This window comes from Streptomyces sp. NPDC006711, from assembly GCF_042869775.1.
Taxonomy (GTDB): domain Bacteria; phylum Actinomycetota; class Actinomycetes; order Streptomycetales; family Streptomycetaceae; genus Streptomyces.
Window position 1 is genome coordinate 54,536 of sequence record NZ_JBIAGO010000010.1, and the last position, 14,543, is coordinate 69,078.

Below are 14,543 nucleotides of genomic sequence, written 5' to 3' on the forward strand. Positions count from 1 at the left end.
CGGAGCCATGGATTACTGCCACTCCTGCCGACGGCACCTCAACGGCGCCCTGGCCTGCGCCGGATGCGGAACCCCCGCGCAGGAGCTGGGGCCGCACCCCGAAAGCGAACCCGACGAGCTCCTGGTGTACGCCGGCGCCCCGGCCCGCACCCCGGGTGCGGCCGCGCCCTCGGGCCACCGACGCCGCGCGCGCCCGGGCCGGCGCGCCCGGCCCCGACGCGGAAAGGCGATCCTCTTCGGCGCGGCCGGCCTGGTCCTGGTGGCCGGCGCGGTGGGCTTCGTCCAGATGGCGCTTGAGCCGCCGACGGGCGACCGGGCCTCTTCCGTGCACGACGACGAGTCGATCTCCGACCCCCAGCCGCTGCCGTCGGGCAGCGTCGCGCCGGCGCCCGCGCGGGTCACGGCAGAGCCGGTGTCCTCGCGGGGGCACGGCCGGGGCGCGGCGGGCGGGCAGACGCCGCGCGGTGAGCGCAGTGACGGACCGCGCAGGGAGAGCCCGTCGCCGAAGGCGTCGGCCTCGCTCACCCACGGTCCCGGCGCCCCGCCATCCGGACCGGCCGCGCCCACGTCCTCCGCCTCCCCGGGCGTTTCCGATTCACCCGGGCCCCAGGACCCCCCGCCCTCGACCGGGCCCAAGCCGCCACCCCCGCCGCCGCCCCCCACGCCCACGCCGACCAAGACCTGCCACCGCTTCCTGTGGTGGTGCTCCTGATCCGGCGGTCGTTGGGCCTGATCGGGCGGTGGGGCGCCTGATCCCGTGGCGGGGCGCCTGATCCGGCCCGTACGGCGGCGTCCGAGCCGGGCAGCCCCCGGGCCCGCTACTCGCCGAGCATCCGCCGCAGCAGATCCCGCAGTACCGTGCGCTCCTCGGCGGAGAGCCCGGCGAGCGGTTCCCGCGCGAAGTTCAGGGAGTCGCGCAGATGGGCCGCCGTGGCCAGGCCCTCGGCGGTGGGGGCGGCCAGTTTGACGCGGCGGTCGGCCGGGTCGGGGCGGCGCTCGACCAGGCCCCTGGCCTCCAGCCGGTCGACGATGCCCGTGATGTTGGACGGCTCGCACTTCAGCTTCTGGGCGATCCGGCGCATCGGCATCGGTTCGAGGGCGAGGAGACCGAGCACCCGGGCCTGCGCGCCGGTCAGGGAGTGCTCGGCGGCGGCCCGCTCGTACTCCTCGTAGTAGCGGCCGACGACCGTGCCGATCAGCTCGACGACTTCGAGGCTCAGGGGATCCATTCGGGGGGCCATGCCCACCAGCCTACCGACATACTTGACAATCTCAAATATATGGGCGCATGGTTCTTTCAGTGTCTGAAGTATTCGGGCCCCGGCGCCACCGTGCCGTATGTCCCGCGTGCCCGGCTCGGGCGTACTGATGTGTGCCCGATGTGCCGAGCAGGACGAGCAGCCCGAACAGGCAGACCGAGCAGACCGAGCAGACCGATCCATCTTTGCTTCGCAGGAGGACGCACCCCATGGCCACCTCGCCCGCACTCCCCGCCACCAGCCGCGCCTGGCACCTCGTCGCCCGCCCGAACGGCTGGCCCGTGGCGTCCGACTTCGCGCTGCGCGAGACCCCCGTCTCCGAGCCGGCGCCCGGCCACGTCCTGGTCCGCAACCTCTTCATGTCCGTCGACCCGTACATGCGCGGCCGGATGAACGACACCAAGTCCTACATCCCGCCCTTCCAGCTGGAGCGGCCGATGGACGGCGGCGCGGTCGGTGAGGTCATCGCCTCGGGCGACGAGCGCTTCGCGGTCGGCGACCACGTCCTGCACGGGCTCGGCTGGCGCGAGTACGCCGACGTGGAGGCCAAGCACGCCGTGAAGGTGGATGCCGGGATCGCCCCGCTCTCCGCCTACCTCGGCGTGCTCGGCATGCCGGGCCTCACCGCGTACGCGGGCCTCCTGGACGTCGCCTCCTTCAAGGAGGGCGACGCCGTGTTCGTCTCCGGCGCGGCCGGCGCGGTCGGCAGCCAGGTCGGCCAGATCGCCCGCCTCAAGGGCGCCTCCCGCGTCATCGGCTCGGCCGGCTCCGACGAGAAGGTCAAGTGGCTCGTGGACGAGCTCGGCTTCGACGCCGCCTTCAACTACAAGAAGGGCCCGGTCCTGGAGCAGCTGCGCGCGGCCGCCCCGGACGGCATCGACGTGTACTTCGACAACGTCGGCGGCGACCACCTGGAAGCGGCCATCTCCACGCTCAACGTGCACGGCCGCGCCACCCTCTGCGGCGCGATCGCGGGCTACAACGACACCGAGCCCACCCCTGGCCCGTCCAACATGGTCATGGTCATCGGCAAGCGGCTCCAGCTCAGGGGCATCCTGGTCGGCGACCACTACGGCATGCAGGAGCAGTTCGTCGGCGAGGTCGGCGGCTGGCTGGCGTCGGGCGAGCTCAAGTACAACGAGACGTTCGTCGAGGGCATCGAGCACGGCGTGGACGCCTTCCTCGGCATGCTGCGCGGCGAGAACACCGGAAAGATGGTCGTCACGCTCGGCAAGTAGCCGGTGACCCCTCTGGGGGAGTGCGGCCGGCGTGCGAGGGGTAGTGGGCCCGCGAGTGGACCCCCGCGGCGGCGCGTGCTCCACCGCGGCCGTGAACGACCCTGCGGCCGCGAGTGACCCACCGCACACTCCGCCTCACGGTTTCCGCGATCCGATAAGGTTTTTCCACATCCCGGCGGCCGTGAGGCGCGAGCGGCCGCGTACCCAGGAGGAGCACCCCAGCATGTCCATTCAGAAGTCCGAGGTCCTCTACACCGCCGTCGCCACCGCCGAGAACGGCCGTGACGGCCGCGTCTTCACCGACGACGGCCAGCTGGACGTCGTGGTCAACCCGCCGAAGGAGATGGGCGGCAACGGCGCGGGCACCAACCCCGAGCAGCTGTTCGCCGCCGGTTACAGCGCCTGCTTCCAGGGTGCCCTCGGCGTCGTGGCGCGCAACGAGAAGGCCGACATCTCCGGCTCGACCGTCACCGCGCACGTCGGCATCGGCAAGAACGACGACGGCTTCGGCATCTACGTCGAGATCACCGCGACCATCCCGAACGTGGACCGCGCCACCGCCCAGGACCTGATCGAGAAGGCCCACCAGGTCTGCCCGTACTCCAAGGCGACCCGGGGCAACATCACGGTGAACCTCGCCGTCGCGTAACCAGCGCACGCGCGGGAGACCGCACCGCCGCAGGACCGAAGGACCGCGCCCCCTTGCCGGGCGCGGTCCTTCGCCGTGGGCCCCCGGCCGGGCCGCGTAACAATCGTGCTGCCCTCGCGCACGGTCCTTGCCAGGATGGCCCGCATGACCCATCCCGAGACGGCCCCTTACGACCACGGCATGCTCGACACCGGCGACGGCGACCTCGTTTACTGGGAGGTCTGCGGAAACCCCGAGGGCAAACCCGCCGTCGTGGTGCACGGCGGACCCGGTTCCGGCGCCACGCCGTCCTGGCGGCGCTACTTCGACCCCGCCCGCTACCGCGTCGTCCTGTTCGACCAGCGCGGCTGCGGCCGCTCCACCCCACCGGTCAGCGACGCGTCCACCAGCCTCGCCGCCAACACCACGCACCACTTGATCGCCGACATGGAGCGGCTGCGCGAGCACCTGTCCATCGACAAGTGGCTTGTCTTCGGCGGCTCCTGGGGCGCGACGCTCGGCCTCGCCTACACCCAGGCGCACCCGGAGCGGGTCAGCGAGATCGTCCTCGTCTCGGTCACCACCACCACCCGCGCCGAGGTGGAATGGGTCACCGAGGGCGTCGGGGTGCACTTCCCCGAGGCGTGGGCGGCCTACCGCGCCGCCGGGCGGCCGCGCGCCGGGGAGCGGGTCGTCGACGCGTACGCCCGGCTGCTCGCCGACCCCGACCCGGCCGTGCGCGAACGGGCCGCCTACGACTGGTGCCGCTGGGAGGAGACCCACGTCCGGCCGCCGGGGGCCCAACTCCCCGACGATTTGGGGGACTCGCGCTATGCCGACCCGGGCGTCCGCATGACCATCGCCCGCCTCGTCACCCACTACTGGCGCCACGCCGCCTGGCTCGGGGAGAATCAACTCAGGGACGGGGCAGCGCAGTTGGGCGCGATCCCCGGGGTGCTCATCACGGGTGAGCAGGACGTGAGCTCGCCGCCGGACCCGGCCCGCGCGCTCGCGGCGAACTGGCCCGGCTGCGAACTGCTTGTGATCGAGCGGGCGCGCCACGGCCTGGGGCACCCGGGGATGAGCGGCGCCGCCCAGGCCGCGCTCGACCGGTTCGCCCGCCCCTGACCCGACGCGGCGAAATCCGCTCCTTGGTGGCCGGATAGGGTCGAAGCCATGCGTGACATAGGGACGGGTTTCGGTTATCTGGTCAAGGGGCAGCGCTGGGCCGCCGGGCACGGCAGGTCACTCGGCGTGGGACTGCTGCCCGGCCTCATCACCCTCGTCCTGTACGTGGGCGCGCTGATCGGGCTCGCCTTCGGCGCGGACGACGTCGTCGGCTGGGCGACCCCGTTCGCCGACGGCTGGTCCTCGCCCTGGCTCGGCCTGTTCCGGGGGTTCTTGACCGCGCTCGTCTTCGCGCTCGGCCTCTTCCTCGCCGTGATCTCCTTCACGGCGGTGACCCTGCTCGTCGGCCAGCCCTTCTACGAGAAGCTGTCCGCCGACGTGGACCGGGCGCGAAGCGGCGGCGCGGCCCCCGAGTCGGGCCTGTCGCTCCGGCGCGAGCTGTGGATCTCCGCCCGTGACTCCCTGCGCGTCCTCGTGCGGGTCTCCTGCTACGGCCTGCTGCTCTTCGGCCTCGGCTTCGTGCCGGTGATCGGCCAGAGCGTGATCCCGGCCATCGGCTTCTGCGTCACGGGCTTCTTCCTCGCCGAAGAGCTCACGGCGGTCGCCCTGCAACGCCGGGGCATGGAACTGCGGCCCCGGCTCGCCCTGTTGCGCTCGCGCCGTCTGCTGGTCCTCGGCTTCGGCGTGCCCCTCGCCCTGGCCTTCGCCGTCCCGCTGGTCGCGGTCTTCCTGATGCCGGGGGCGGTCGCGGGAGCCACCCTGATGGTGCGGGACCTGCTCGGCGAGCCGGACGCCCCGCAGGGCGACGACGCGGTGCCGGGCGACGACGCGGAGCCGGGCGACGACGCGGAGCCGGGCGACGACGCGGAGCCGGGCGGGGACGTGGGCGCGGCCGGCGCGGCGCCGGCCGCCTGCTAGAGCCCCGCCGGAAAGCCGCCGCGCCGGACGGGCCCGGCCCCGCCGCCCTACTGCGCCGCCACCGCCACGATCGCCCTCATCTGGGCCACGATGTCCAGGCGGTTGCGGACGAACTGGGGATCGCTGACCGTGCCCGTCCCCGGATCGGTGTTGCCCGGCCCGAACTCCAGGACCGGCGTGTGCACATGGCCGCCCGGGATGCCGAGGCCGAGGCGGTCGCGGAGCAGGGTGGCCCGGTAGGCGATCTCGTTGGAGAGGTAGTCGCCACCGCCCCCGGCCCGCGCGGCCGAGTCCGGCGTGGGTCCATCGGGCCGGTCGACCGGGGTGGTCGCGCCGGCCGGGATCTCGGTGACGTCGGTGTGGTCGTAGACCGGGAAGGGCCCGGTCTTCGCGGCCACGATGCGCTGGTACGGAAGTGTCGTACGGGTCCACTGCGGCTGCGAGGCCGGGTCGCTCACCGGGACCGTGCCGGTGCAGGACGCGTCCACGTTGTCCCAGAAGCCGCCCCGCCAGGCCCCGTTGAAGCGCTCGACGTCGATGCGGCCGACCCGGCCCTGGCTCACCGTGGTGAAGGCGTCCACCTTCGGCAGGACCGGCGTGAGCGCCCGCTCCACGGCCCCGTCCGCGAAGTCCTGCCAGCGCACCGGGAACGTCACGGCCTCGATCCGCGCGAGCTGCCCGTCGGGGGTACGGAGCCAGGTGCCGTCCAGGGCGAGCGCGGTCGCGCCCGAGGGGTTGCTGATCCGGATGTCGCTGTCCAGCGTGAACGGATCGAACCCGGTCACCAGGACGCGCTTGAAGCCCTTGCCCTCGGGATAGCGCACGCTCTTCTGGCCGCGCGAGGTCTGCTCAAGGCTGTCGATGAGCGCCGCGCGGTCCGCGTCGGACAGGGTGAACTGCGGCTCCCACAGCCTCAGTTCGCGGGTCAGGCCGAGCCTGGCCCAGTACAGCGGGCGGTCGTCGTCGCGGCTCAGGTCGCCGCCCGCGGGGCCCCGGCCCTGCACCCGGTCCACCGCCCGCTGCCACAGCCGTGTCCCCTCGCGGGCCACGAGCCGGCGCGCCGCTTCGGCGGACCGTACGCCGTCAAGGGCGCGCGTGAACTCGGGCGCCACGTCGGAAAATCCGCTGCGTGCCAGGATCTCCTTCGGCACCGGGCCCGCAAGGCGCTGCTCCTCCACGGTGGCCGTCCGGGGCCCCGTCGCGGCCTGCGCCGGGGCCGGGCCGAGCAGTGCGCAGAACGTCAGCGCCGCCAGAGCCGGGGCGAGCCGTGCCACCCGTATACGTCGTCGCACCATGGGTCCTTCCGTCGGGGTCGGGTGGCGCCCAGTATTGGCACACAAGTCCCGTGTGGATAGAGGGACTTATGAGCCGCGGGACCCGTGCAGCAGTGTCACGAAGTCGCGGAAGGCGCCCGCCATGTCCACCGCGTCCGGATCGAGCAGCCACTGGTACTGGAGGCCGTCGAGCACCGCGACGAGCAGCGGCGCGGCCCGCTCCGGGCTCAGGCCACCGGGCAGCCGTTCACCGAACTCAGCCCGCAGCACCGCCGCCATCTCCTCGCGCACCTGCGCGTAGCGGCCGGTGAAGAACGCGCGCGCCGGATGCCCCTCGGTCACCGATTCGCCGAGCAGCGCCGAGAACGTCTGGACCACGCCGGGCCGCATGGCGTTGTACTCGACCAGGGAGGCCAGCAGCTCAAGGCGCCAGCCCTCGGCCGCCTCGCGCCGCCCGCCGGTGTCCCACTGGTCCCGCTCCTCAAGGACGGCGACGAGCAGCGCCTCCTTGGTGGGGAAGTAGTGGAGCAGCCCCTGCTGGGTCAGGCCGACCCGTTCGGCGACGGCGCCGAGCGAGGCGCCCCGGTAGCCGCGCTCCGCGATCACTTCGAGGGCGGCCCGCAGGATCTCCGCGCGCCGTTCCTCGCTCCGGGCGCTCCTGCCCCTCGTGGCCCTCGCCATGGATCCCCCGCTCCGTCCCGGTCCTTCGCTGTTCCGAGAGGACCGTACGGCATCCTATTATCACGGAAAGGTCACTAACCCTACCGCTCTACAGGCAAACCGGTCACCATGGGCCCGACAGCGGACTTCTCCGAGGAGGCACGGCCGTGGCAGGCGCATCCGTTTCCACCCCCGATCACAGCGACGTCGTCGAGGCGGCCCTGAGCGGGCTCGACCTGGACACCAAGGCCCGCCTGCTGGCCGGGCAGGACATGTGGTCCCTGCCCGCCCTGCCCGCGATCGGACTGAGGTCCCTGGTCATGTCCGACGGGCCGATCGGGGTGCGCGGGGTCCGCTGGACGGCCGACGACCCCTCGATCGCCCTGCCGTCACCGACCGCGCTCGCGGCCACCTGGGACCCGGAGCTGGCCCGCGAGGCCGGCACGCTGCTCGCCCAGGAGGCCCGCCGCAAGGGCGTCCACGTCCTGCTCGCCCCGACGGTCAACCTGCACCGCACCCCGCTCGGCGGCCGGCACTTCGAGTGCTTCTCCGAGGACCCGCACCTGACCGGCGAGATCGCCTCGGGCTGTGTCCGGGGCGTCCAGGGCGGCGGCGTCGCCACCACCGTCAAGCACTTCGTCGCCAACGACGCGGAGACCGACCGCTTCACCGTCGACAACGTGATCGCCCCGCGCCCGCTGCGCGAGCTCTATCTCGCGCCCTTCGAGGCCATCGTCGAAAACGCCCGCCCCTGGGGCATCATGGCCGCCTACAACCAGGTCAACGGCACCACGATGACCGAGCACCGCCACCTCCAGAAGGACGTCCTGCGCGGCGAGTGGGGCTTCGACGGGATCATCGTCTCCGACTGGATGGCGGCCCGCTCCACCGTCGGCGCCATCCTCGGCGGCCTCGACATCGCGATGCCGGGCCCGGTGACCGTGTACGGCGACGCGCTGGCCGCCGCCGTCCGGGCCGGCGAGGTGGCCGAGGCCGCCGTCGACGACGCGGTGCGCGCTGTGCTGCGGCTCGCCGCCCGCGTCGGCGCCCTCGACGGCGCCGAGCCGGCCGTCACCGAACTGCCCCCCGCCCTGGACGGCCCCGCCCTCGCCCGCGAGATCGCCCGCCGCTCCTTCGTCCTGGTACGCAACGAGCGCGGCGCGCTGCCCCTTGATCCGGCGCGGGTGCGTGAGGTGGCGCTCATCGGCGCCGCCGCGCGCGATGCCCGGGTGCTGGGCGGCGGCTCGGCCACCGTCTTCCCCGAGCACGTCGTCTCCCCGCTCGACGGGCTCACCGCGGCGCTGCCCGACGGCGTTCTGACGTACGCCGTGGGCGCCGACCCCAGCGACGAACTTGCCCCCGCAGGACAGGGATTCGAGTTGCGCGCGGTGTGCCGGGACGCCGAGGGGAACGTCCTTGGCACCGGCTCACTGCCCAGCGGACAGGTCCAGTGGATCGGCGGCGACCTGCCCGCCGGAGTCACCCACGAGCGCCTGTGTTCCGTCGAGGTCACCGGTACCTTCACGCCGCGCGAGAGCGGCGAGCACACCTTCGGGACGCGGGGGACCGGCGCGTTCACGCTCGCGGTCGGTGGCCGCATCCTGTGGCAGGGGACGCAGGAGCCCCGTGAGGGCGGCGACCCGTTCGAGGCGTTCTTCGGCGCCCCCGCCGAACGCCGCCGCGCCCATCTCGCCGCCGGTGAGCCCGTCGAGGTGTCCCTGCTGCACACCGTGCGCCGGGCGCCCCGCGCCGCGCTCAGTGCCGTGATGTTCTCGCTCACCCACCTCGGGCCCCGGCGCGACGCGGACGAGCTGATCGCCGAGGCCGTCGAGGCGGCCCGGTCCGCCGAGGCCGCCGTGGTGGTGGTCGCCACCACCGACCGCGTCGAGTCCGAGGGGTTCGACCGGCGCGACCTGCGGCTGCCCGGGCGCCAGGACGACCTGGTCCGCGCCGTCGCCGCCGTCAACCCGCGCACCGTGGTCATCGTCAACTCCGGCTCCCCGGTGGAGCTTCCGTGGCGCGAGTCCGTCGCGGCGGTCCTGCTGAGCTGGTTTCCGGGGCAGGAGGGCGGCGCCGCGCTCGCCGACGTGCTGCTCGGGCACGCGGAGCCCGGCGGGCGCCTGCCCACCACGTGGCCGGTCTCGCTGGCCCGGGCGCCGGTCACCCAGGTCTGCCCGGCGGATGGCCAACTCCCCTACGAGGAAGGCCTGTTCATCGGCTACCGGGCCTACGACCGGGCGGGGGTCGCGCCCGCCTACCCCTTCGGGCACGGGCTCGGCTACACCACCTGGGAGTACGAGTCCCTTGAGGTGACGCCGGCGCACGCCACGGTCCGCGTCCGCAACACGGGGGAGCGCGCCGGGCGGGAGACCGTCCAGATCTATCTGGCTCCCCTGGACGACGCGGTGGAGCGGCCCCGGCGGTGGCTCGCCGGGTTCGCCCCGGTCGAGGCGGGCCCCGGCGCCACGGTGCGGGTGGAAATCCCGCTGCGCGGGCGAGCCTTCGAAATCTGGGACGAGGAGCGGGGGCGCTTCCGCTTCGTCCCGGGCCCCTATGAGGTGCGGGCGTGCCACTCGCTGGGGGATACGAGGCTGTCTGCGACGCTGGAGGTATAGCCCCCTGAGCGCGGGCCAGCCCGCACCGGTGGGCCCCCGTCGGCGTGTGCGCAGTTCCCCGCGCCCCTTGTAGCCCCTGTTCGCTTTCGGGTGCGGGCCGTGCGTGGCTGGTCGCGCAGTTCCCCGCGCCCCTTAAGGGCCTTGTGGTCGGGTGCGGGCCGTGGTCGCTTTTCGCGCAGTTCCTCGCGCCCCTGGCGGGGTTCGTGCTGGCCCGCATCGGCATCTTCAGCCTGTCCGGCGATTGAGGACGAGGCCGTTCAGGCCGGACGGGGTCTGGGGCGGAGCCCCAGGGGCTTTCACCCCCGGCGGGTTTAGGGAAGGGGCGGGGTGGGGCCCACCGGGGTTCGGGGCGGAGCCCCGACGGCGTGACCCCGGCGCACGCTCACGCCGTGACCCTCGCGTACGCGAGCTCGGCCAACCGCGCCTGCCCGTCCTTGCTGGGATGGAACCAGTCCCAGGGGCTGAGCTGAGCCCCGGAGAAGGAATAGGAGAAGACCGCCCCGCCGTCGTAACGGCACGCCCGGTCCCGCAGGCACACGTCCTTGAGGACCTGGTTGTACGCCACGACCCGGTCGTAGACGGCCTCCCGCCGAGCGACCGCCCCCGCCCCCAGATCATCCGCGTCCGCCAGCATCGACTGACAGATGCCGAGCTTCCAGATCTGCTTGCCCAGCGGACTGCCCCGCCCCGTGGACCACAGCCGCTTCAGATCGGGCACACTCGCCACGTACACCTGGGACTGGGGCGAGACCGCACGCAGTTCACCAAGCGCCTTCACGAAGTCCGTACGGAAGGCGGCGACCGGCGTCATGGCCGCCACATCGTCGCGGCACGCGTCGTTCGCGCCGGTCATCACCGTGACCAGGCCGGGATGTTCGGCCGCGGCCCGCGTCATCTGCCCGGGCAGGTCGGCCATCCTGGCCCCGGTCTTGGCGTAGTTCCAGCTGTGGGTGGGCGCCGATGGCCCCAGCAGCCGCGTCGCGAGGGAGTCGACCTGGGTGTCGCTGCCCGTCGCCCAGGAGACCTCGGGGCAGTCGGCGAGCACCGTACAGGCGTCGAAACCGCGGGTGATCGAGTCACCCACGGCGGCTATCGAGCGGGGGCTGCGGTTCCAGGCGGGCGACGGCGTGGGCGACGGCTTTTTCGAGGCGGCGGGGCCCGCTCCGGTGGGGCCACCGGACTCGCAGCCGGCGGTCAGCGCGAGCGCGGCCGCCGCGAGCAGGGCGGCCATGGCGGGCGTGCGACGGCCCTGGCGGCTGTCCGGCATGTCCCGGTCCCCCTCCGTGCGGTGGTCGTGCGGTTCTCGCGGCGTCCTCGCGGGTGAAAGCTTCGTGTTCGAAGACGCCCCGACCGACATTACGACACCCTTGGCAGGGCTCAGCGCGGTAGCTTGGGCCCGTCCAGCCAGAGGAACCACGCCAGACGGCTCCGGTACATTACATCACGTCACATACTGTCCCTTTTCAGGAGATTAGCTCCCGATGCTGTTTACTGTTGAACCCAGGGGCAGAATGTCAGGTGCTGTCCTGACCGGGAACGGCAGGGGCGCGAGGCCGCTGGGGAAGGCGAACCTCGAACCGCACTGGAGGTCCCGGTGACGACACGTGGAGTTCTCTACGTCCACTCAGCCCCGCGCGCGCTGTGCCCGCACGTCGAATGGGCCGTGGCCGGCGTCCTGGGGGTGCGCGTCCAGCTCGACTGGATCCGCCAGCCCGCCTCGCCCGGCACCTGGAGAGCCGAGTTCTCCTGGCGCGGCGAACCCGGCACGGCCTCCAAGCTCGCCTCCGCGCTGCGCGGCTGGCACCTGCTGCGCTTCGAGGTGACGGCCGAGCCGTGCGCCACCGCCGAGGGCGAGCGCTACAGCGCCACGCCCGACCTCGGCATCTTCCACGCCGTGACCGGCATGCACGGCGACATCCTGATCCCGGAGGACCGGCTGCGCGCCGCGCTCGCCCGCTCCGCGCAGGGCGAGACCGTCCTGGAGGCCGAGATCGCCAAGCTGCTCGGCAAGCCCTGGGACGATGAACTGGAGCCCTTCCGCTACGCGGGAGAGGGCGCCCCGGTGCGCTGGCTGCACCAGGTCGTCTGACGCCACACCCGCGTACGCGAAAGGGCCCCGCCACAGGGTGGGGCCCTTTCACACGTGTACGGAACGCGCTTGTACGGAACGCGCTCAGACCGAGCGGAAGGCGAGCACCACGTTGTGGCCGCCGAAGCCGAACGAGTTGTTGATCGCGGAGATCGAACCCTCGGGCAGCTTGCGGGGCTCACTGCTCACCAGGGCCGCGTCGACCTCGTCGTCGAGTTCGTCGACGTTGATGGTCGGCGGCGCCACGCGGTGGTGCAGGGCCAGGACGGTGGCGACGGTCTCGATGCCGCCCGCGCCGCCGAGCAGATGGCCGGTCATGGACTTCGTCGCGGAGATCGCCACGTGGTCCAGGTCGTCGCCGAGCACCTTGCGCAGCGCCTTGATCTCGGCGATGTCACCCTGCGGCGTGGAGGTGGCGTGCGCGTTGAGGTGGACCACCTCGGACGGCTTGAGGTCGGTGGAGTCGAGCAGGTTCCGCACCGCGGCGGCGACGCCCCGGCCGGTCGGCTCGGGCTGCGCGATGTGGTGGCTGTCGGCCGAAAGACCCTGGCCCAGCACCTCGCAGTACACCCGGGCGCCACGCTTGGCCGCGTGCTCGGCGGACTCCAGGACCACGACGCCGGCGCCCTCGCCCAGGACGAAGCCGTCACGGGCCTTGTCGTAGGGGCGCGAGGCCTGCTCGGGGTGGTCGTTGTTCTTGGACATCGCCATCATGTTGGCGAACGCCGCGATGGGCAGCGGGTGGATGGCCGCCTCGGTGCCGCCCGCGACCACCACGTCGGCGCGGCCGGTGCGGATCATCTCGACGGCGTACCCGATGGCCTCGGCGCCCGAGGCGCACGCGGAGACGGGGGTGTGCACGCCCGCGCGGGCGTTGACCTCCAGGCCCACGTTGGCCGAGGGGCCGTTGGGCATGAGCATGGGCACGGTGTGCGGGGAGACGCGGCGTACGCCCTTCTCCTTGAGCACGTCGTACTGGTCGAGCAGGGTGGTGACGCCGCCGATGCCCGACGCGATGACCGTGCCGAGCCGTTCCGGCGCGAGGCCGGACTCCTCGCCCGCCGGCGCGGTGAAGCCCGCGTCCGCCCAGGCCTCCTTGGCCGCGATCAGCGCGAACTGCGCCGAGCGGTCCAGCTTGCGGGCCAGCGGGCGGGGCAGCACCTCACCGGGGTCGACCGCGGCCGGGGCCGCGATCCTGACCGGCAGTTCGGCGAAGCGCTCACCCTCTAGGGCACGGACACCGGAGCGTCCCGCCAGCAGACCTTCCCAGGTTGAGGCGGTGTCGCCACCCAGCGGTGTGGTTGCGCCGATACCGGTGACGACCACGGTGCGATTGGTCGAGCTCACAGGAAATTTCTCCACGTGTGTAAGGGGCGTGAATCAGCGGCGCCACCGCTGGGTGGCGGCCCGAATTCAGGTCCTGAATCAGGCCTGGTGCTTCAGGATGTACTCGGTGGCGTCGCCGACCGTCTTGAGGTTCTTGACGTCCTCGTCCGGGATCTTGACCTCGAAGCGCTCTTCGGCGGCGACGACGACCTCGACCATGGACAGCGAGTCGACGTCCAGGTCGTCGGTGAAGGACTTGTTCAGCTCGACGTCCTCAACCGGGATGCCGGCGATCTCGTTGACGATCTCGGCGAGACCCTCGAGGATCTCTTCCTGCGTGGCGGCCATGTTGGCGCTCCTTCGGTGTTAATGCTTCGAATTACGGGCTTCCGGAAGATCCGGAGTGCCTAGGGGAGGGTAACGACCGTCGCGGCGTACACGAGACCCGCCCCGAAGCCGATGACGAGCGCGGTGTCGCCGCTCTTCGCCTGTCCGGTCGCCAGAAGCCGCTCCATCGCGAGCGGAATCGAGGCGGCCGAGGTATTGCCGGTGGTCTCCACGTCACGGGCGACCGTGACGTGGTCCGGCAGCTTGAGAGTCTTCACCATCGAGTCGATGATCCGCATGTTGGCCTGGTGCGGAATGAAGACGTCCAGGTCGTCCGGGCTGATCCCGGCCGCGTCCAGCGCCTGCTGGGCGACCTTCGCCATCTCGTACACGGCCCAGCGGAAGACCGCCTGGCCCTCCTGCGTGATGGCGGGGAACTTGCCCGAGCTGTCGTACTCGGTCCACGGCACGGTCTGCTTGATGGTCTCCGACTTGTCGCCCTCGGAACCCCAGATCGTGGGGCCGATGGCCGGCTCGTCCGACGGGCCCACCACGACAGCGCCCGCGCCGTCCCCGAACAGGAACGCCGTCGCGCGGTCCTCGAGGTCGGTCAGGTCGCTCAGCCGCTCCACGCCGATGACCAGCACATACTCGGCCGAACCCTCGACGATCATGCCCTTGGCCAGGGTCAGACCGTAGCCGAAGCCCGCGCAGCCGGCCGAGATGTCGAAGGCGGCCGCCTTGCCCGTGCCCAGCTTGTCGGCGATCTCCGTCGCCACGGCCGGGGTCTGCTTGAAGTGCGAGACGGTGGAGACGATCACACCGCCGATCTGGGCGGCGTCGATCCCGGCGTTGGCGATCGCCTTGCCCGAGGCCTCGATCGACATCGCGGCCACGGTCTCCTCGGCGGAGGCCCAGTGGCGGGTGGCGATGCCGGAGCGCGAGCGGATCCACTCGTCGGAGGAGTCGATCGTCTCCAGGATCACCTCGTTGGGCACCACACGCACCGGACGGTAGCCGCCGACGCCCAGGACGCGGGCGTACGGAGCGCCCTTGCTGGGCCGGATCTTCGACATGGCTC

General features: G+C 72.5%; 14 protein-coding genes. 7 read left to right on the forward strand and 7 right to left on the reverse strand.

Annotated features, from left to right (window positions below):
• Window positions 1–7: 7 nt before the first annotated feature.
• Window positions 8–712, forward strand: coding sequence for a hypothetical protein (locus tag ACFYM2_RS20715; RefSeq protein WP_388837906.1), 705 nt, complete (start codon window positions 8–10; stop codon window positions 710–712).
• Between the two features lie 106 nt (window positions 713–818).
• Here ACFYM2_RS20715 and ACFYM2_RS20720 read toward each other — a convergent pair whose 3' ends face one another.
• The gene (locus ACFYM2_RS20720) at window positions 819–1,241 is read right to left on the reverse strand and encodes a MarR family transcriptional regulator (protein ID WP_350230122.1); all 423 of its coding nucleotides are present in this window, start codon (window positions 1,239–1,241) and stop codon (window positions 819–821) included.
• A gap of 227 nt (window positions 1,242–1,468) precedes the next feature.
• On the opposite strand from ACFYM2_RS20720, the gene ACFYM2_RS20725 reads away from it, so the two are divergent.
• From ACFYM2_RS20725 to ACFYM2_RS20740, 4 genes are all read left to right on the forward strand, one after another.
• Complete coding sequence (locus ACFYM2_RS20725; RefSeq protein ID WP_388837909.1) at window positions 1,469–2,497, forward strand: NADP-dependent oxidoreductase; 1,029 nt, start codon at window positions 1,469–1,471, stop codon at window positions 2,495–2,497.
• A 223-nt stretch (window positions 2,498–2,720) separates the two neighbouring features.
• Window positions 2,721–3,146: an organic hydroperoxide resistance protein gene (locus ACFYM2_RS20730; RefSeq protein WP_358999815.1), complete on the forward strand. Its 426-nt coding sequence runs from the start codon at window positions 2,721–2,723 to the stop codon at window positions 3,144–3,146.
• Between the two features lie 135 nt (window positions 3,147–3,281).
• A complete protein-coding gene (pip, locus tag ACFYM2_RS20735; protein WP_388837912.1) occupies window positions 3,282–4,253 on the forward strand; it encodes a prolyl aminopeptidase in 972 nt (323 codons plus the stop codon).
• A gap of 48 nt (window positions 4,254–4,301) precedes the next feature.
• Window positions 4,302–5,171 (forward strand): EI24 domain-containing protein, encoded by an 870-nt coding sequence (locus ACFYM2_RS20740; RefSeq protein WP_388837915.1) that lies wholly within the window; start codon window positions 4,302–4,304, stop codon window positions 5,169–5,171.
• A gap of 47 nt (window positions 5,172–5,218) precedes the next feature.
• On the opposite strand, the gene ACFYM2_RS20745 is transcribed toward ACFYM2_RS20740, so the two are convergent.
• Both ACFYM2_RS20745 and ACFYM2_RS20750 read right to left on the reverse strand, forming a co-directional pair.
• Entirely contained in the window at window positions 5,219–6,466 is a 1,248-nt protein-coding gene (locus ACFYM2_RS20745; RefSeq protein ID WP_388837918.1) for a pyroglutamyl peptidase, read from the reverse strand.
• 66 nt (window positions 6,467–6,532) lie between these two features.
• Window positions 6,533–7,126: a TetR/AcrR family transcriptional regulator gene (locus ACFYM2_RS20750; protein WP_358999806.1), complete on the reverse strand. Its 594-nt coding sequence runs from the start codon at window positions 7,124–7,126 to the stop codon at window positions 6,533–6,535.
• A 146-nt stretch (window positions 7,127–7,272) separates the two neighbouring features.
• On the opposite strand from ACFYM2_RS20750, the gene ACFYM2_RS20755 reads away from it, so the two are divergent.
• Window positions 7,273–9,720, forward strand: coding sequence for a glycoside hydrolase family 3 C-terminal domain-containing protein (locus tag ACFYM2_RS20755; RefSeq protein ID WP_388837921.1), 2,448 nt, complete (start codon window positions 7,273–7,275; stop codon window positions 9,718–9,720).
• Between the two features lie 382 nt (window positions 9,721–10,102).
• On the opposite strand, the gene ACFYM2_RS20760 is transcribed toward ACFYM2_RS20755, so the two are convergent.
• A complete protein-coding gene (locus ACFYM2_RS20760) occupies window positions 10,103–10,987 on the reverse strand; it encodes an SGNH/GDSL hydrolase family protein (RefSeq protein WP_388837924.1) in 885 nt (294 codons plus the stop codon).
• Window positions 10,988–11,314: 327 nt separating this feature from the next.
• On the opposite strand from ACFYM2_RS20760, the gene ACFYM2_RS20765 reads away from it, so the two are divergent.
• Complete coding sequence (locus ACFYM2_RS20765; protein WP_350230115.1) at window positions 11,315–11,809, forward strand: DUF3145 domain-containing protein; 495 nt, start codon at window positions 11,315–11,317, stop codon at window positions 11,807–11,809.
• 84 nt (window positions 11,810–11,893) lie between these two features.
• Here the strand turns inward: ACFYM2_RS20765 and fabF are convergent, their stop codons facing one another.
• The 3 genes from fabF to ACFYM2_RS20780 form a co-directional block, all read right to left on the reverse strand.
• Window positions 11,894–13,156 (reverse strand): beta-ketoacyl-ACP synthase II, encoded by a 1,263-nt coding sequence (fabF, locus tag ACFYM2_RS20770; protein WP_350230114.1) that lies wholly within the window; start codon window positions 13,154–13,156, stop codon window positions 11,894–11,896.
• 78 nt (window positions 13,157–13,234) lie between these two features.
• Complete coding sequence (locus ACFYM2_RS20775) at window positions 13,235–13,483, reverse strand: acyl carrier protein (protein ID WP_358999796.1); 249 nt, start codon at window positions 13,481–13,483, stop codon at window positions 13,235–13,237.
• A 59-nt stretch (window positions 13,484–13,542) separates the two neighbouring features.
• A complete protein-coding gene (locus tag ACFYM2_RS20780; RefSeq protein WP_358999793.1) occupies window positions 13,543–14,538 on the reverse strand; it encodes a ketoacyl-ACP synthase III in 996 nt (331 codons plus the stop codon).
• Window positions 14,539–14,543: the final 5 nt, after the last annotated feature.